This is a genomic window from Candidatus Cloacimonadota bacterium (assembly GCA_034722995.1).
Lineage (GTDB): Bacteria > Cloacimonadota > Cloacimonadia > JGIOTU-2 > JGIOTU-2 > JAGMCF01.
Map to the genome: position 1 here is coordinate 32,082 of JAYEOL010000026.1, position 18,781 is coordinate 50,862.

Consider the following 18,781-nt stretch of genomic DNA (forward strand, 5'->3'; position numbering starts at 1 on the left):
TCTTCAATCCAGTTCTCTCGTTCCTAAAGCCCTCCCCAATTGAATTGGGGATTGGGAATGCAATGTTGAGTTTTTTTTTCATTTATCCATGCCATTATTTTTTCTTTCCCAAAACAGCTTTTTGATGAAAATCCTATAATTTGTTCATCGCTTAACAATGAGAATTCCTGTTTCAATAAGTTAACCTGTAGATTAATCTTTGATTTGCTTAATTTATCACTCTTTGTGGCAACAAGAAGTAAAGGCTTTTGAAATGAGCTCACCCATTTAACAGCTTGAATATCCTTTTCATCTGCGGAATGTCTAATATCCACAATAATTACAACCCCACAAAGTTTTTCCTGTTTTTGCAAGTAATTCTCCACAAGTCGCTTCCAATCTAATCTTATTTTATCTGAAACTTTTGCGTATCCATAGCCAGGCAAATCTGCAAAAATAAGCTTATCTTTCTTATCTTTTATGTTAATATACTCAACCTCAAAAAGGTTTATAGCTCGCGTCTTTCCAGGATTCTTACTAATCTGTGCCAGGTTTTTTCTGTTCAACAAAGTATTTATCAACGAAGACTTCCCTACATTAGACCTGCCCATAAAAGCAATCTCAGGCAAAGTGGATTTCGGCAGATGCCTAAATTGTGTTGCACTGGTAACAAACTTTGAATTAACAATTCTCATTGGGTCTATACACAACAGAATATTTTTCTGATTCCCAGACTTCAATTTCTTTTACCTTGCAATTGGAATTATTGATTTTAGCTGATGCCCTTTCAAAGAGGGTTTTAGCAATCAATTCTGAAGTGGGATTTTGTCTATCAAAACACTTTAATTCATTCAAATATTTATGGTCAAATTCATAAAGGAGCTTCTCAAATTGTTTTTTCAAAACTTTAAAATCAATAGTCATTCCAATTTCATTGGTTTTCTTACAAAAAATTCCCAAACGAGCTTTCCAATTATGACCATGAAGATTGGCACATTCACCTTGATATCCATCTAATCTATGTGCTGCACTAAAATGACTCCAAATATTTATCTCAAACATTTTTACTCCTTAAAGTTTAAATAAATTATAATTGATTTTTATTGTCAAAGATTATTGTTCCTTTTCTTGACATAAATTCATATAATTAGAATTTCACTCCAAATCTGGAGGCTGTATGTTAAATCAAAGATTATTAGAAAAAGTTTTGGAAATGGCTTTGTCAAATGGAGCTGATTTTGCTGAAATTTTTATAGAGGATACTTTTAATTCCTCTATTCAACTTTTAGACAGACAAATTAAAAAGGCAATTGAAGGAGAAGACTATGGGGCTGGCATCAGAATATTTTATGGTATTAAAGCAATCTACGCATTTACAAATGACCTTTCTGAGAAATCTCTTCTCGCTGCTGCTGATGCTGTCAGTAAAGCCGATATTGGAAAGGGTAATATCGTAACTTTTGACCTGCAGAAAAAAGATCTTGACTCACCACATAAGATTGAAATTCCTTTTAACTCTATTACAAAAAAAGAAAAAATTGACTTTATACAAAAGGTAGACAAAGCAGCGCGCAACTATTCTGATTTGATCTCCCAGGTAAATGTTACTTATACAGAAAAGGAGCAAAAAATTCAAATTGCTAACAGCGATGATTTACTTACTGATGATACCAGAACTTATGCAAGAATCTATGTTTCATCCATTGCAAGTAAAGGAAATGAAATGCAAACAGGTTCAGAAGGACCCGGAGCACAAAGAGGTTATGAATTCTTTCAAAAACTGAACCCTGAAGAATTAGGACGGAAAACTGCAAAACAAGCTGTCACAATGATTCTCGCTGATTATGCCCCTTCTGGAAAATTTCCTGTTGTCATTGGAAACGGCTTTGGTGGTGTAATCTTTCATGAGGCTTGCGGACATGCTTTAGAAACTACCAGTGTCGCAAAAGGTGCCTCGGTATTTGCAGACAAAATGGGTAAACAAATCGCAAATCAATGTGTAACCGCTATTGATGATGGCACAATTCCTAACGCATGGGGCTCCACTACAATTGATGATGAAGGAAATCCCACACAAAAGACAGTCTTAATTAAAAATGGCATATTAAAATCCTTTATGATAGACCATTTGGGTGGAATAAAAATCGGGACAAAATCAACAGGAAGCGGACGAAGACAGTCATACAAATTTGCTCCAACCTCCAGAATGAGAAACACTTACATTGCTGCGGGAAACGATAACTTTGATGATATGATTGCTTCAATTGATTTTGGACTTTATGCAAAAAAAATGGGTGGTGGCTCTGTTCAGCCCGGGACTGGAGACTTCAACTTTGCTGTGGCAGAGGGCTACTTGATAGAAAATGGCAAGATAACCAAACCAGTTCGTGGTGCAACTCTGATTGGGAATGGAGCAAAAATTCTTCATAAAATAAGTATGGTCGGAAAAGAACTTAAATTTGCAGAAGGAATGTGTGGCTCTGTAAGTGGGAGTGTTCCAACATGCGTTGGAGAACCCCCAATTAAAGTTGATGAAATAGTTGTCGGTGGAAGAAAATAAATCAGCCAGGTATAAAAGTAGCAGTTGGCAGTAGCAGGAGCTGAAACTGCTAAATAATTTATAGGAGAAAAGATGTTTGAAAAAGAGTTTGAACAAATATTTGATATTGCAAAAAAAAGAAATATCAAAGATATAGATATTCTATTAACAAAAGCTAATTCCTTTTCTGTGAAAATATTTAAACAGGAAGTTGAAAGCTTTAAATATGCCGATTCAATCGGGCTTGGTGTAAGAGTACTTAAAAATAATTCAGTTGGATACGCATATACTGAAAAACTAAATAAGAATGCCTTTGAAACTATAATCAATAAAGCACAGGAGAATGCTACATATATTGAATCAGATGAAGAAGTTGAACTCAAAAACTATCCTGATATCAAAAGAAAATTGTATGTCTATTATCCTGAACTTGAAAAAGTTACTGTTAGCGAGAAGATAAATAAAGCAAAATTATTGGAAGAAAGCGCTCGGAAGTTTAGTAAAAAAATTATTAATGTTCCTTATTCAGAAATAGGAAATGCAAAGGGGTCAACTAAAATAGCTAATTCAAATGGTTTACAAAAAGCGTATATCTCAAATATGGCTTACGGTTATGCTATGTCTTTGGCTCGCCAGAAAGATGAAACGAAATCTGGAATGTTCTACAAATTTTCTCATGATTTCAATCAAATTGATGCTGAAATCATTGGAAATGAATCTGCGAAAAGGGCATTAGACCTTCTGGAAGCAAGAGAGATTAAATCTGGTAAGTATCCCATCATCTTCAATAATGAAATGGCTGCAACCGTTCTTGATACTTTTTGTGGCATCTTCTCAGCTAAATCAGTTCAAGAAGGTAGCTCTTTACTGAAAGGAAAATTGAATACCAAAATCGCCAATAACATCGTATCAATCATTGACGATGCCTTGCTTGATATTGGTTTTTCTACCAGACCTTTTGATGATGAGGGATATCCTTCACAAACCACGAATCTAATCTCTAAAGGTATTTTGCAATCCTATCTTCATAATACCATTACTGCAAAAAAGGATAAAACTAAATCTACAGGTAATGCCAGCCGTTCTTATAAAAGCACAATGAATGTTTCACCATCTAATTTATTTATCCCAAATAGTAAAACCCCGTCAGATGATTTATACAAGTTTTTCACTCGCTCAATTGAAATTGTTCAACTTTCTGGTATGCATAGTGGTTGCAATCCTATTTCCGGAGATTTCTCTATGGGCGCTCAGGGATTTTTCTGGGAAAATGGGGAAAGAAAATATCCTGTGCACAACTTTACTATCTCAGGAAATTTCCTTCAACTACTTCAAGATATTATTGCTATTGGCGATAATCTCAAATTTAACTTCTCATCTATCGGAGCACCATCTATTTTAGTAGAAAAACTTAATATAAGCGGATAAACATTTTATAATATTACTCAAATTTCGCATTAAGATATTATAAAAAGTTGTAAGCATTCCCAATCCCCAATTCAGTTGAGGAGGGCTTCTGTCTCCCGATTTATCGGGAGCCAAGACGGATAGGAATAAGTTTGTTTTTTCCTTTGTGTCCATTCTCCGTAGCAGTAGGACTGCTATTGCGAAGGATGAACCTTTGTGGTTAGAAAGGATTTTCAGATGAAAGTAGGATTTTTACAATTTTACCCCAAATTGTTTCATGAGAAACATAATCTGGAAAAAATAGAAACATTACTGCAAGGATGTAAGACAGATTTGGTGGTTCTTCCTGAACTTGCTACGAGTGGCTATCTTTTCACAAATCAAAAGGAGATGGAACCACTCTCTGCACCTGCAAAATCAGGCAGAATCGCTGACTTCTTTAGAAACATTTCAGCAAGAGAAAATTGTAGTATAGTAAGTGGCTTTTTAGAAAAAGAAGCTAATAGTTTTTACAATTCACAAATGTTAGTTCAACCGAATGGAAAAATTGAGATATATCGGAAAACCCATTTATTTTTTGATGAAAAAGAACTTTTCAAACCAGGCAATACTGGATTTAATATTTTTGAATTTAATGGAACAAAACTTGGCTTGATGATATGTTTTGATTGGATTTTCCCGGAATCGGCTCGTACTCTTGCCTTGAAAGGAGCAGAAATCATCTGCCACTCTGCTAACTTAGTTTTGCCTTTCTGCCAGAAAGCGATGATAACCCGTTCTGTTGAAAATAGAATTTTTACTATTACAGCAAACAGAATCGGGACAGAGAAAAATGAAACACAAGAATTTACATTTACTGGAATGAGCCAAATCACATCACCAAAAGGTGAAATATTGGCTCAAGCAAAAGGGAATGAAGAGGTTTTAGAGGTAGTTGAAATTAATCCAGCGGAAGCAAGAGATAAATTTGTTACTGAAAAGAATGATATTTTTGCTGATAGAAAAAGAGAGTTTTACAAGATATAAAACTTATAATTCATGAGCTTATTAACCCTATTTTTTAGATTTTTGCTCAAAGCCCTCTTCCTTTTTACTATCCATTTTTATTCTTATTGTGTTATATTTCCCGCAACGATTGAATTATATGACCGTTTTACATTTCAATAAAGTAAAGTCAGAACTAACTCTCCAAATCTCTCCTCATTTTATCAAACTCTTCTTTTGTGATTTCACCCTTTGCATATCGCTTCTTTAAAATATCTAAAGCAGTATCTTTGAATGAGGTATCATCCCTCTTTGATTTTGTGCTTTTAATAATGAAATAAACAATCAATCCTAATATAATTAAAAACAATATTCTCATAAAAATCCCTCCATATAAAAAATAAAAAGGATAATTTCTACTCCACATATACCAATCATTAACACAGCCAGTACATAATATAATAGACAGAAATAGAAATATCTTACCAAGCACATGTAATTTTCTCATAAGTTTGTTCCTTTCTATATTTTAAACATAAATACATTTCCTATTAAGAATTCACTCACACTAATTATTTTTAATATCTATCATATTTAGGCTAACGGTTTGCGTATTTGCGAAGTGCCGAAGGTATTTAGGTGAGCGAAGCGAACCGCAAACACGCTGTTAGCCGAAGTTTATCTTTCACCATTTAACATTTTATGAAATAGCCTTTCTATGTCCCCCAACAATTCCGGTTCTTGCATACCCAAAAATTCAATAAACCTTGCACCTCCTTCATAAAACGAGATCCTATGAAAAGGTTTTTCTATGCCATAATGATTTTCTTTAAGATTAAGCCTGCGTCTGATTTGATTTTCAATGAAGCGCGCAAATCCCTCTTTCCATTCCTGCCAAACCATATATTCAAAATCCCTTTTACTTAAAATCCGCTCTAATTGACTACGATATTTGAAAATGTCATCTGGTTTGTTCTCTTCCAAAGCTTTTAGAAATAGAGAATAAGTTTCAGTAAATTTACTGTTTTCATATGGAAAAGGGTGGTTTAACTCCCACATATAGTCTTTCTTAGCCATTGCTTTCTGAACTACTCCCAACTTTTGTTTGAGTTTTGGTTCACAGATTTTCCATTGATGATAATGCATAAATTCGTGAAATATTGTAGTGTAACCTTCAAGAGACTCGAAGATTTCACCTGAAATTATGCAGGTTATCTTACCTTCATAACACTCAAGTGGGAAAGCGGCTCTTACTCCTTTAGCAATTGGCATCGTAGTAGGTGATTCTTTAACAAAAATATATCTCTTTCCAGGTGAATCGGTATCAAATACAAAGAAATGGTTATCTTCCACAATGGCAATTGGGAATACTTTTTCCAAGAAAGGATGAATATCCTCAATTTTATTTTGAATTTCAAATACTTTTTGTAAACCGTTATTGTATTTCAATGCCACCAAAATTTCCGAAGAAAGTACCCTGATTCTTTAATATTAATTGAGATAAACCGTTTCCAATATCTACTCGTTCAAACTTTTTACCAGTAACTTTCTCAAGTTCTACAAATCTTTCCTCTGGTTGAGGAATACCAATTAGATTTGTGCTGCAGAATTTTGAACCTTTCATTATGTTTTCAGCCATTGTGAGAGTTGCCGTAAGGTCGCCATTGTAAACATAATTATCTGTTAAAGCAACAACCGAGATAAATTCCGAAGGAACAAAACACGGCTCATCAGTAGAAGCACTTTCAGCAATCCGTTTCATTGCATGATGTGTAACCTTTGCACCTTGCCAGCCAGAAACCTGCGCAGTGGCGATGCCAAAATTGCTATTATAAGAAGTGTTGTTTTCTTTTTCAAAATCACCAACTTTAACAAATTTTTTCACGAATTCATCAGCTTCTTCAATCATTTTGCCGTAGCCTTTTTCAGCTAAGATTTTTTTACGGATTTCAAAGTTTCTCATTTTTTTGATAGTTTCAATGATGCTCTTTGCACCACCGTGGTATTCTTTTAAGGAGTCTATAGCCTTTTCGTCACCATTTGATAATAGGTTAAATTCCGTCATTTCTCCTTTCGTCTTCAAATCTTGGTAAGATTAATATTTGTCAAACATTTTGTTTTCATATTTAGAATTCACACAAGCCTTTTCCCTTTTACATAAACCTGTTCAATAATATCTTCACCCCCCAAATAAATCATCTTTGACAAAATCATTTTTGCATTTGAAAGAATATCATTATCTTTACAATCATTAAGTTTCTGATAGTCAATAACCAGAAAATCGGCAGATTTGCCTATTTCCAAACTGCCTGTTTCTTCTTCAATTGACAATACTTTCGCACCCCCAAGAGTGGCAAGATAAAACGCTTCCTCAACAGTTATTGGTTTATACTGTTTTCCGGAATTTATAAGATTTATCGTCTTTGATGTTTCTATCGCTTCTTTCATCTCATTAAACATTGACAGGCTATAACCTCCAGCCACATCAGTGCCCAACCCAATAGTTAAACCCTTCTCTTCCAGTTTTCTATAAGGCATAATGCCGCTTGCAAGAAATCGGTTAGCAGTCGGACAATGGCTTACCTTTGTGCCTGTTTTTCGCAGGATTTCAATTTCCATTTCGCTTAAATAAATGCAATGAGCCATAATTGTCTTTTCTGACAAAATTCCTGCTCTGTAGTAAACATCAGTATAATTTTCAAAATCTGGATAGAGTTTTTGTATAAGTTTAAGTTCTCCATTACTTTCTGCCAGATGAGACTGGGTATAAACATCATACTTTCTTGCTAATTCACCAATACCTTTAAGCATTGAGAAGGAGCAGGAAACCGCAAATCGTGGAGTCAATGCATACCGCAATCTACCATTGTCATATCCATCCCACTTTTCTATCAATTCTTCTGAATCTCGCAAAGACTGTTGAGTATTTTCTATCATATTGATAGGAACTTGCTGGTTCATCATAACTTTGCCAATAAACGCTCTGATTCCAATCTTGCTCGCGGATTGAAATGCTAAATCTGTAGCTATTTTATGTACAGTTACATAAGTAGAAGTAGTTGTGGTGCCATGCTTTAGAAGGTGATGAAAAAATGCATCTGCAGTCTGTTTTGGTATATCTATTGAGTTAAATCTTTCTTCACAAGGAAAAACTAATTTATTCAACCATGTTAACAGATTATTGTCTGAAAGTCCCATCAAAGGCAATTGTGACAGGTGGTTATGTATATCAATAAATCCCGGACAAATTATTCTATCAGAGAAATCGTAGAATGGAAAACTTTTATATTTTTTTCTAGGGTTATCGGAAGTAACTTCTAATATATTGCCTTGTTCAGAGGTCACGAGGTATCCATGAACTATGAATAAAATTTCGCCCTTTGATATTGGAGATAAAATCGTTCCTTTAAATATTGCACGCATTTTTTAGTTTATAATTTCAAATAGATGAACTCGTATTAGTGTAGCAAGTTGAGGCTTCCCGCCCGTCTGGGGCCAAGACTGAATGAAATCGGGGGGACTGATAGACTGAAGCCAGGTTAGATTTAGTCCCCTTTTTGTGCTTTTTTCTCCTCTTCACGAATTCTGATTATTGTCTCACCTGGTTTTATTAATCCTAACTCTCTTGCCTTTTTCTCTATAACTTTTTCATCCTTATTTTCTAATTTGTTTCTTTCAATCTTCAATTTCTTTGCTTGTTTTTTATATACTTCTATTAAATTTTGTTTTTGCTTAATTTTGACATCACTCGTTATTATTTTTATCAAGCTATATTTATCAAAGAAAAGAAACCAAATCAATGCAATAACTATAATAATCAGGATGATTCTCAGATTTTTTTTCTTCTTTCTTCTCATTTATTATTGATTTTAATTAGGATAAAATACATTTCTAAGCTATGTTTTGAACAAATCTTTTCCAGGAAAAACAGCTGATTCCCCCAATTCTTCTTCAATTCGTAAAAGTTGGTTATACTTTGCAATTCGTTCCGAACGAGAGACGGAACCGGATTTTATCTGTCCGCAATTAGCAGCAACAGCAAGGTCAGCAATTGTTGTATCACAGGTTTCACCAGAACGGTGAGAGACTACTGTAGTAAATTTAGCTTTTTTTGCAATCTCAATTGTATCTAAAGTTTCAGTCAAAGTGCCAATCTGATTTAACTTTATCAGAATAGAATTAGCTGATTTCTCTTTAATTCCTCTTTCCAATCTGACTTTATTTGTAACAAATATATCATCACCAACTATCTGGATTTTATCGCCCAACTGTTGAGTCATCATTTTCCAGCCTTTCCAATCATCTTCTGCAAGACCATCTTCAATTGAGACAATTGGATATTTCTTCACCCACATTTTATAGATTTCTACCAAATCACTATTTGTAAGCCTTTGTTTAGAGCCATTTATCATATACTTGCCATTTCTGTAGAATGATGATGCGGCAGAATCTATTGCAATAACAATATCTTCTTCTGGACGGTATCCTGTTTTTTGAATTCCTTTAACTATAAATTTCAAAGCCTCTTCATTTGATTTAAGATTAGGCGCAAAACCTCCTTCATCCCCAACCGATGTGCTATATCCACCATTTTTGAGAATTTCTTTCAGGGAGTGGAATGTCTCTGATGCCATTTGTAATGCTTGATGGAAAGTTTCTGCCCCGAGAGGCATAATCATAAACTCTTGAATATCAACATTATTATCAGCATGCTTTCCCCCATTAAGAATATTAAACATTGGAATAGGTATTATCCTTGCGTTGGTTCCGCCAATATAGCGATACAAAGGGAGTCCGAATTCCATAGCAGATGCTTTAGCCACTGCAACAGATACGCCTAAAATAGCATTGGCTCCCAATCTTTCTTTGTTATCTGTGCCGTCCAAGTCTATCATTACCTTATCTATTTCAACTTGATTTATACTTTCTTTTCCTATTAGCTCCTGTGCAATAGTTTCATTAACATTTTTTATTGCTTGCAATACCCCTTTCCCATTATATCTATCATTATCACCATCTCGCAGTTCTACTGCCTCATATTCTCCTGTTGATGCTCCAGAAGGAATACCAGCTCTACCAAAAGCACCAGATTCTAATTTAACTTCTACTTCCAAGGTGGGATTCCCGCGAGAATCCAAAATCTCTCGTGCATAAATACTCATTATTTCAGACATTTTTGCCTCACATATTATTCCTGCTCATTTTTTGTTACATAATCTATCTTCTTGCCTTTTACATATAGAAATTTAGGTTTTCTCGGATAATCCTTTTTCTTTATTTTATCAGAATCGCCTTCTTCTTCTAATCGCCATACTTCCCATCTGTCCTCGCTTCCATCCACGCAAAATGAAACCTTTTTTTTGACAAAATCATCAATGATAAATTGGATGTTTTCTAAAGGTCCTATTTTAGTTACAGGGACACAGAATTTCTTTGCATCATATTCATATTTTTCTTCAGATTTTTTCTTTCTGCCCATTATGACTCCTTATTTTATATTTATTTTTTAAAGTATATTTCTTCTACTAACCGACATAAAATATGTCCAATAGTAATATGTGCTTCTTGAATTCGAGCTGTATTATTATGTAAAACTATAATAGAATTATCTGCAATGTTTTTGATTTTACCACCATCTTTACCAGAAAGCAACAAAGTCCTAATTCCCTTTTTTCTGGCAAGTTCAAAGGCTTTATAAACATTTGAAGAATTTCCGCTTGTACTAATTCCAATCAAAAAATCACCTTTATTGCCCAGTCCTTCAATCTGACGAGCAAAAATATTCTCAAACCCATAATCATTGCCACACGCAGTAATCAGTGAAGTATCAGTAGTTAGGGCAAGAGCAAAAAGTGATTTACGATTATAATTACTTCTAAGGCGAACCACAAATTCAGCCGCGATGTGTTGCGCATCTGCTGCACTTCCCCCATTACCACAAAGCATAATCTTGCCCCCATCCCGTAAAGTTTGACACATCTCTTTTGCTGAAGTTATCAAATCTTCAGTAAAATTAGATAATGACTCAATCGCTTTAATATGCTCTTTCAAGCAAGAGCTAATTATGTTTTTCATATTGCTTTTTTGCTCCATTTTTTAATATCCGCTATAAAGATTTCAAGAAAATAATAAAATACTTACATTTTTAGGGGAACTAATCTATGAGCCCACTCTAAAAAGGTCAAAAATGAAATATTTTGATATTTTCTTTTAAATTGGGAAACCGTTGAAACGGTTGGGTATTTCTATCTTCTTATTAACACCCAACTTAAGTTGGGTGTTAATAAAACCATAACCTTCCTATAACCGTTTTAACGGTTTATAAAAACATAAATATGACTTTTTATAGTGGACTCATCTATTTATTCAATAAAACTTTTCACAGCTGCAAATTTAACAATTATACCCATTGCAACCATATTAACCAGAAGATTGCTACCTCCATAACTAATGAATGGTAAAGGAATTCCAACAACCGGAAAAATCCCAATATTCATTCCAATATTTATTACTATTTGACATACAATAAAAGAAAGTATCCCAACAATTGTTATTCGTTTTCTTGTATTTTGAATCTTTCTAAGAATGCATATTACTCGCCAAACTAATAGAATAAACAGAATTATCAAAAGAGTACATCCAAGAAAACCGAGCTCTTCACCTATAACCGAGAATATAAAATCTGTATGCTGTTCAGGCAAGAAAGCAAGATTTTTTTGAGTACCTTGTAATAATCCTTTACCAAATATCCCCCCGGAGCCAATAGCAATCTTAGATTGAATTGTCTGATACCCGCTACCCATCACATCTCGTGTAGGCTCAATAAATGTAAGGATTCGCTTCTGCTGGTACACTTTTAAATTATTCCAAAAATAAGGGGTGATAAAAGATAAGAAAAAATTACCTGCAAAAATAACACCAGATAAAGTCAAAGATAGTCTTCTTAACAATAAAACTATTAACAAAATAACATCAAAAATTACCCATAATGTCAACGAAAACCCAACAATAATACTGATAATTGGAGAAAATATTAAAATAATGGTAACGAGCGGAATACCAGCGAAATAAATCATGGGAAAATAAAATATTATGAAAATCAAGGCACTGCCTAAATCAGGTTCCCAAAGTATCAATAATATCGGTGGTAAAATTACCAAAAAAGAAAATACAACTATCTTCCACTTCTGTAAATATCGCTTTGAAATAATTTTAGCTATAAGCAACACTGATGCAATCTTTGCCAATTCAGATGGCTGAAGACCAAATCCACCAAAATTAATCCAACGGTGAACACCTTTGACCCCTGGTAAAAATAACACCAATAATAATAGAAAGATAGCACCAATATAGAATGGAACTACAAAAATATCTATAATAACCTCTGGTATGTATAAAACAAAGATAAAAATTGCAATTCCAACAAATATCCAGATTAACTGTTTAAGGTAATAGTCACTCAGTATAACCTTTTCGCCTGTTTTTTGAATTGAGGCGCTATAGATTGATATCTCACCAAAGGCTAATAACAGTATTAGAATAATTAACAAAAACCAATCAAATTGCCTTGTGAATTCTTCTCTAATCATAAATGCAAATCATTATAACCAATATTTTCTATCAAGGCTGCGATATTGGATTGCCTCACTTATATGTTCAGGCTTTATATGAATACTTTTATTCAAGTCTGCAATAGTACGAGATACTTTCAAAATTCTATCATATGCGCGAGCAGAAAGTCCAAGCTTCTCAATGGCAATCTTTAAAAGTTGTTTACACTCTCGGTCTATCTTGCAATACATTCTGATATGTTTTGACACCATATCAGCATTTGAAAATATATTTTTATTCTTAGCAAATCGTTCAAGTTGGATTTTTCTTGCTTCATTTACTCTTTTTTGTATATTTATTGATTTTTCCCCTTTTGGGTCAGTTGAGAGTTCATCATATTTTACAGCTGGCACCTCAACATGAATATCTATTCTGTCTAATAATGGGCCGGAAATACGAGAAACATATTTCTGAATCATAGCAGGTGTGCAAGTACATACATGACCACTTATATTACTTCCAAAATATCCACAAGGACATGGGTTCATTGATGCTACAAGCATGAAATTAGCAGGAAATGTCAAGGACTGTATAGCACGCGAGATTGTAACAACTCCATCCTCCAATGGCTGACGCATAACTTCTAAAACAGTTTTCTTAAACTCAGGTAACTCATCTAAAAAGAGGACTCCATTGTGTGCAAGCGAAACTTCCCCAGGTTTTGGATAACTTCCTCCACCAATCAAAGCGACATCGCTAATAGTATGATGAGGTGAGCGAAAAGGTCTTACTGCGACAAGCGAATGTTCTGATTGTAATTTACCTACTACTGAATGAATCTTAGTGGTTGTCAAAGCTTCTTCCAAAGTCATTTCCGGTAATATAGATGGTATTCTTCGGGCAAGCATTGTTTTTCCTGCTCCAGGGGGTCCAATCATCAGAATATTATGACTACCTGCGGCTGCTACTTCTAATGCTCGCTTTACATTGTACTGGCCTTTTACATCAAACATATCAATAATATCAACTCTCTCTCTTTCAAAAATAGATGATAATTTTACTTTTATAGGCGGTATGTCCAATGCATCGTGCAAAAAAGCAATACATTCTTTTAAATTATTTACAGGATATACAGATATGCCATCCACAACAGCAGCTTCTTTTGCATTCTCTTCTGGCACAATAATTCCTTTGAGTCCATTATCTCTTGCTGATAAAGTTATAGGTAAAATACCTCTAATAGGTCTAACCTCTCCATTTAAGGAAAGCTCGCCTACAAGTCCAATATCTTCAAGATGATTGGGAGAAATCTGCTTTAGTGAAGAAAGCAAAGCAATTGCAATTGGTAAATCAAATGCTACACCCTCTTTTTTCACATCTGCAGGTGCCAAGTTTACAGTATAAGCTTTTGCAGGAAAATAATAATTGTTGTTCCTAATCGCTGTGATTACTCGGTCTTTACTTTCTTTTACAGAATTAGCAGGTAAACCTACCATTGAGAAATATGGCATTGATGAAGCCTTTGCATCCATTTCTACATCAATTGGAATGGCGTCAATGCCCACTATTGAAAATGAAATTACTTTTGTAAACATAAGACAAAAAGGTGAAATATATCATTGATGGTCAAGATAAATCCTCTTTTAAGAATAAAAAGTAAGTTCTGAAACTAATAAATCTAAATATTTCTAATTTTTTAAATAATCTTTTATTAGTGTTTACCCCGTTAGGTGTTCTTATAATATTTAACTCTTGAAATCTAATGGGATACTATCTAACGGGGTGAATTCGTGTAAATTTGTGGTTTATTTTTTATCCGAAGTATCTACCTCTGGCATGATAAGAAACTGGCACGCCAGAGAGGATTTGAACCTCTGACCCACAGCTTAGAAGGCTGTTGCTCTATCCAACTGAGCTACTGGCGCTTAAATATAAGGGAATTCAGAATGATAAAATTGGTAGCGATGCAGGGATTCGAACCCCGGACCAATGGATTATGATTCCACTGCTCTAACCACTGAGCTACATCGCCTAAAAATGGTAGCGGGGGAAGGATTTGAACCTACGACCTTCAGGTTATGAGCCTGACGAGCTACCAGACTGCTCCACCCCGCGTTTACTTTCAAATGCAAAAATTGCAAATAGTCTTTTTAGTGTCAAGAAAAATCTTGCCTGAATCTGGCTAAATCACTTCTCACCTATTACCATTGTCTTCGTCTTTTGGAAAATTTTTCCACTCTGTTTGCCAGTAGCTTCTAAATAAACAATGTAAATCCCGATTGGCACCACCCTCCCATTATCGTCCTTGCAATTCCATATAATAGCACCTTGAGAGCCAATCCACTGCTGGTCAGAAAGCCAACGAATCAGTCTACCTTTCATATCAAAAATTCGCACATTCACTTTTGATAGAACTTCTGGCAGATTATATTCAATCAAGACAGATTTTTTCACTCGTAAAGAAACTGGATTAGGATTAATTGATAATTTGATATGTGGATTCACTTCTTCAATATATAAACTATTTTCTCTGCCCGGAGTCGCACCAAGTAAGTTAATAGAACTCTCCCAATTATCAGGATTATTGCTGTTTATATTTGTATTTATTCTTTCTAATGAATTCCCTGAAATTTCCCCCCAATCTGAAAAATAACAAATACTGTCAATTACTGTTCCATATTCATCCCAGAGCAAAAGCATGTCTTCATCGTTGTTTAAAGTAGGAAGACCAATTGCAAATTTTACTGAAAAGGCTGAATCTATCAAGGAATACTTTTGTAAGATTTGCAAAGTATCCGCACAATCCTTTACAATAATAATATATTCCTCTGGCAGAAAAATTGGCTTAGCTGACCATAAACTTAAAGTGTCTCGTTTATCAGCCAATTTCCAACCTAAAATATCAATTGGATAGGAGAAATTGTTGTATAATTCCAGCCATTCCGGTTCATCGCCTTTCGGAGCATATTGTATCTCATTGATAGGCATTGGATAATTTTGCGGAGAATTGTAAGTTGTAAATATTATATTATTGGATGTATCTAAATCAAAATTAGAAAAAATCAGAAATCCAAAATGGTAGTAATTCTTCTCATTAATTACTTTAGGATAAGAGAATTCCTCAGATTGTTCAGCAGAGATAGAAAAGTTCTGGGTTGCAATCTCTTCACCATCATCTAACTGAAAATTAAAATTGCTATCATTAAAAAATATCGCTTCCGCATCTTCAATATCATTGAACCCAACATTAGTGCAGACTCCTGATAATGTGAGAATATTTCCATTTAATTCTTTTGTTAAAGATGAAGCACAAAGGTCATAATCCTTTGGTGTTATGCTGTTAACCCTGCCTGGTGTGGCTCCACAAGTATCTACTGAAACTCCCCAATTATCTAAACCATCTTCAAAAGGGTTTATTCGTTCTAAGGAAGAATTGTTCGGAACAGAAATTTCACTTGGATCGTAACAAGCTGAATCAAGTTGTGTAGAATATGTATCAGCAAAATGGACTTCATCTGGCGTGGTGTTGTTTAATGCTGACCAATCATTGGTTTGAAAAAGGAGGATATCATTGCCATAATAATCTTTAACTGCACTTGAATCTTCACAGATAACAGCATAAGATTGGGATAGAAGAATCTTATCCGTTTCAACAGAATTCCAATTTACTCCTGCATCTCTTATTTTCCAATTTAAAAGAGGAAAATTTTGTTCAGAACGGTTATAGATTTCCACCCATTCTACATTTGGAGAAGTCGGAGCAAACATAATCTCATTTATGATAATCGGAGCTTTACCAACAAGAAAGGAAGTAGTAATTGAATTGTTGGTAGTCTGGGTATCTCCAGAGAAGAATATCTGAACGGCTATTTTATAGAGTCCCTTAGTAAAAATCCCCAAGAAAGTTTCAATAGAAACAGTCTCCTCTGCATTTATTGTATCACTAATAACATCCTCAAAAAACAATGTATCGTTAACAAAGATTTCATATCTACAACTATCAGGTGGAATTTGAAAAGGGGAATTATTTTTAATTTCAAAGGAAAAATATACATCATCCAGAGTATCAGGATGTTGTGGAAAAATTGAAATAGAAACGACTTCCAAATCCTGAACCATAACATTTGGCTCGCCTGGAGTAAGAGTGAGACTATCACAATCATAAAAATCATTTTCACAATTATCAGAATCACAGCCATCTGGGAAACGCATTAAGGAATAACCTGAAGGCACATCAGGAGCAAAATAAATCCCTGGCTGGTTTGCATCACCTGGAAGATTATTTGAGTTTGGGGAGTCATAAAGTATTGTATCAATTGTATCACTATCAGCAGAAATGATTCTTACTCCATCGGTAGCTGTTCCAGCATTTTGAAAAGCAAGCGAGGTAGTCAAATCTGCATTTGCAACATTTGATTCTCCGATAAGAAGAAAATCACCAGAAGCAAGGGAAATATCTGGAAAAGTAAAACACTCTGCAAAATAATTCCCAGCTTTCTCTATTCTCCAATTTGCAATGTTTATTGAGATAGAACCCGCATTATACAATTCTATCCATTCATAGCCTTCATCACTACTTGGGTGGTCATAATAAATCTCATTGATTTTAATATTTTGTGCTGATAAAACAGAAGTTGTTAAAATCAATAAAGTAATTAGTGCTAAAATATAATATAATTTTTTCTTATTTTTCATTGCTTTCCTTATAATTTGTTTTGAAAGTTTCACTAATAATTCCCAATCCCATAAGTGCTCGCAGCTTTTCGCCTTCAGGGAAAAAAACTGCATTATCAATTAAATAAGATATCTTCTGCTTCTCGTCATAGAAAGCAAAACTGACAAATGCTCCTCCAATAAAATATTCTGGATTTTGCCATCTGCCAGAAAGTTTGTAGCCATTATAAGATAGAAATTGTGTTTTCTCTTGAGTAACATCTTCAGAAGAGAATTCGTCGCCTTCATAATACTTTTTCCCTAATTCCAGTCTTTTATTCCAGAGCCATTCTTTATTCACAATATTTTCTGGCATATTCTCCCAATATACTGCTAAAAATCTATCTGGATGCTTTTCAACACGAAGCAGGTAAGATACAAAGTGATTCCCATCATCTTTTCTAAATGTAAGATATTGGTAAGGCAAGTCAAGGTGCCAGGGATAATGCTCTTTTTGATATTCAATCTCTTCCTTATTCAAACCGGGTTTATAAATAAGATTCTTAATACGCTCAATCTCCCTATTCCTATAAATCTTAAATATTATATTTGATTTTTCAAAAGTATAAAGTAACAGAGTTTTAATATCCTTTCCAATCACAAAAACCACTGCTTGATTCTGAGACCAGTTATCATTAACTGCAATAATATCCGCCGGGATTGAGTCTGATAAAGAAGAAGTCTGTTCTGGCAGAATAGATTTTACATATTGTGATGTGGGTTTATTTGAATTTGTATCACATAGAAAAAGCAGATTCGCAAATTTATAATACCTTTTGATTTGTGATATGTCTTCTCTTTGAACAGTAAATAGCTTCTCATTAGTTGTTGTGAAAAACTCTCTTTCAAGTGATTTAAGAATCTCTAATTTGCCATAATCCCATACCTTGTCATCAGCAAATACAAATATAACACTTGACTTGCCCCAGGAAATCGGTTTTCTTATATCTGTAGAAGACTCATGAGAAAATTCAGATTTGCCACATCCGTAAATACCAAGTATTATAATCAAAAAAGCAGATATTATAATTTTATCTCGCATATAATCTCTCCCTGATTTGGAACACATAAATTATAGCAGAAAGCCAGGTAATAATAGTTACTAAAATAAATGCAATTAATATAATATTTTCAATTACTAATGATTTAGGAAGAAAACTTTTATAGAAAAGCGAGAAAATAATTGTGGACATTTGAGCGGTAGTTTTAATCTTACCGAATATATTAGCTGCCAAATAAATCTTTCTTTTAATTAGATGATTTCTGAGCAGCGTCATAAATAGTTCTCTTGCTAATATCAAAAGTGTCAGCCACCAATATATTAATCCCCAAAATGTCAAAATAATTAATGCTGAAGCAACTAAAATTTTATCAGCTAAGGGGTCGAAAATCTTACCAAAACTTGATACATATTTAAATTTCCTTGCAATTATCCCGTCAAATGCATCTGTCAATGATGCAATTATAAAAACCAGCAATGTAGCAAGATAATACTCCTTAATTGCCAGAAATATAAATAATGGAATAAGAATTATTCTAAGTAAAGTCAGTGCATTAGGAATTTGACTTTTATACTTTCTCACCTTTTCCATTATACGCCCTTTGCTT

At 34.1% G+C, this 18,781-nt stretch carries 18 protein-coding genes and 3 tRNA genes; 3 read left to right on the forward strand and 18 right to left on the reverse strand.

Annotated features, from left to right (window positions below; genetic code table 11):
• Positions 1–23: 23 nt before the first annotated feature.
• Together yihA and queD are read right to left on the reverse strand one after the other, a co-directional pair.
• Positions 24–674 carry a ribosome biogenesis GTP-binding protein YihA/YsxC gene (gene yihA, locus U9R23_03525; GenBank protein ID MEA3475501.1) on the reverse strand — a complete coding sequence of 217 codons (651 nt, stop codon included), beginning with the start codon at positions 672–674 and terminating at the stop codon, positions 24–26.
• Positions 661–1,041: a 6-carboxytetrahydropterin synthase QueD gene (queD, locus tag U9R23_03530; protein ID MEA3475502.1), complete on the reverse strand. Its 381-nt coding sequence runs from the start codon at positions 1,039–1,041 to the stop codon at positions 661–663. The genes yihA and queD overlap by 14 nt, the downstream gene beginning before the upstream one ends.
• Before the next feature lie 115 nt (positions 1,042–1,156).
• Between queD and U9R23_03535 the strand changes: the two genes are divergently transcribed.
• The 3 genes from U9R23_03535 (at position 1,157) to U9R23_03545 (ending at position 4,951) form a co-directional block, all read left to right on the forward strand.
• The gene (locus tag U9R23_03535; GenBank protein MEA3475503.1) at positions 1,157–2,539 is read left to right on the forward strand and encodes a TldD/PmbA family protein; all 1,383 of its coding nucleotides are present in this window, start codon (positions 1,157–1,159) and stop codon (positions 2,537–2,539) included.
• Between the two features lie 72 nt (positions 2,540–2,611).
• Positions 2,612–3,946: a TldD/PmbA family protein gene (locus tag U9R23_03540; protein ID MEA3475504.1), complete on the forward strand. Its 1,335-nt coding sequence runs from the start codon at positions 2,612–2,614 to the stop codon at positions 3,944–3,946.
• A gap of 216 nt (positions 3,947–4,162) precedes the next feature.
• Positions 4,163–4,951: a nitrilase-related carbon-nitrogen hydrolase gene (locus U9R23_03545; protein ID MEA3475505.1), complete on the forward strand. Its 789-nt coding sequence runs from the start codon at positions 4,163–4,165 to the stop codon at positions 4,949–4,951.
• 154 nt (positions 4,952–5,105) lie between these two features.
• Here the strand turns inward: U9R23_03545 and U9R23_03550 are convergent, their stop codons facing one another.
• The 16 genes from U9R23_03550 to pgsA all read right to left on the reverse strand — a co-directional run bounded on the left by U9R23_03550 (position 5,106) and on the right by pgsA (position 18,765).
• The gene (locus U9R23_03550; protein MEA3475506.1) at positions 5,106–5,417 is read right to left on the reverse strand and encodes an SHOCT domain-containing protein; all 312 of its coding nucleotides are present in this window, start codon (positions 5,415–5,417) and stop codon (positions 5,106–5,108) included.
• A 170-nt stretch (positions 5,418–5,587) separates the two neighbouring features.
• Positions 5,588–6,364, reverse strand: a complete 777-nt coding sequence (locus U9R23_03555; protein MEA3475507.1) for a hypothetical protein — start codon at positions 6,362–6,364, stop codon at positions 5,588–5,590.
• A complete protein-coding gene (locus U9R23_03560) occupies positions 6,345–6,974 on the reverse strand; it encodes a hypothetical protein (protein ID MEA3475508.1) in 630 nt (209 codons plus the stop codon). The genes U9R23_03555 and U9R23_03560 overlap by 20 nt, the downstream gene beginning before the upstream one ends.
• A 68-nt stretch (positions 6,975–7,042) precedes the next feature.
• Positions 7,043–8,332 carry a guanine deaminase gene (gene guaD, locus U9R23_03565; GenBank protein ID MEA3475509.1) on the reverse strand — a complete coding sequence of 430 codons (1,290 nt, stop codon included), beginning with the start codon at positions 8,330–8,332 and terminating at the stop codon, positions 7,043–7,045.
• Positions 8,333–8,454: 122 nt separating this feature from the next.
• The gene (locus U9R23_03570) at positions 8,455–8,766 is read right to left on the reverse strand and encodes a septum formation initiator family protein (GenBank protein MEA3475510.1); all 312 of its coding nucleotides are present in this window, start codon (positions 8,764–8,766) and stop codon (positions 8,455–8,457) included.
• 39 nt (positions 8,767–8,805) lie between these two features.
• A complete protein-coding gene (gene eno / locus U9R23_03575) occupies positions 8,806–10,083 on the reverse strand; it encodes a phosphopyruvate hydratase (GenBank protein MEA3475511.1) in 1,278 nt (425 codons plus the stop codon).
• A 14-nt stretch (positions 10,084–10,097) separates the two neighbouring features.
• A complete protein-coding gene (locus U9R23_03580) occupies positions 10,098–10,388 on the reverse strand; it encodes a hypothetical protein (protein ID MEA3475512.1) in 291 nt (96 codons plus the stop codon).
• A gap of 20 nt (positions 10,389–10,408) precedes the next feature.
• Positions 10,409–10,984: a D-sedoheptulose 7-phosphate isomerase gene (locus tag U9R23_03585; protein MEA3475513.1), complete on the reverse strand. Its 576-nt coding sequence runs from the start codon at positions 10,982–10,984 to the stop codon at positions 10,409–10,411.
• 287 nt (positions 10,985–11,271) lie between these two features.
• Positions 11,272–12,498 carry a rod shape-determining protein RodA gene (gene rodA / locus U9R23_03590; protein ID MEA3475514.1) on the reverse strand — a complete coding sequence of 409 codons (1,227 nt, stop codon included), beginning with the start codon at positions 12,496–12,498 and terminating at the stop codon, positions 11,272–11,274.
• 12 nt (positions 12,499–12,510) lie between these two features.
• Positions 12,511–14,055: a YifB family Mg chelatase-like AAA ATPase gene (locus U9R23_03595; protein ID MEA3475515.1), complete on the reverse strand. Its 1,545-nt coding sequence runs from the start codon at positions 14,053–14,055 to the stop codon at positions 12,511–12,513.
• A gap of 253 nt (positions 14,056–14,308) precedes the next feature.
• A tRNA-Arg gene (locus tag U9R23_03600) sits at positions 14,309–14,385 on the reverse strand.
• Positions 14,386–14,416: 31 nt separating this feature from the next.
• Positions 14,417–14,492: transfer RNA gene (locus tag U9R23_03605), tRNA-Met, on the reverse strand.
• 6 nt (positions 14,493–14,498) lie between these two features.
• Positions 14,499–14,575 (reverse strand) — tRNA-Met (locus U9R23_03610).
• A 72-nt stretch (positions 14,576–14,647) separates the two neighbouring features.
• Complete coding sequence (locus U9R23_03615; protein MEA3475516.1) at positions 14,648–17,155, reverse strand: lamin tail domain-containing protein; 2,508 nt, start codon at positions 17,153–17,155, stop codon at positions 14,648–14,650.
• The gene (locus U9R23_03620; protein ID MEA3475517.1) at positions 17,145–18,215 is read right to left on the reverse strand and encodes a DUF4837 family protein; all 1,071 of its coding nucleotides are present in this window, start codon (positions 18,213–18,215) and stop codon (positions 17,145–17,147) included. Before U9R23_03620 ends, U9R23_03615 begins: the two co-directional genes overlap by 11 nt.
• Entirely contained in the window at positions 18,205–18,765 is a 561-nt protein-coding gene (gene pgsA / locus U9R23_03625; protein ID MEA3475518.1) for a CDP-diacylglycerol--glycerol-3-phosphate 3-phosphatidyltransferase, read from the reverse strand. The genes U9R23_03620 and pgsA overlap by 11 nt, the downstream gene beginning before the upstream one ends.
• Between the last annotated feature and the right edge of the window lie 16 nt (positions 18,766–18,781).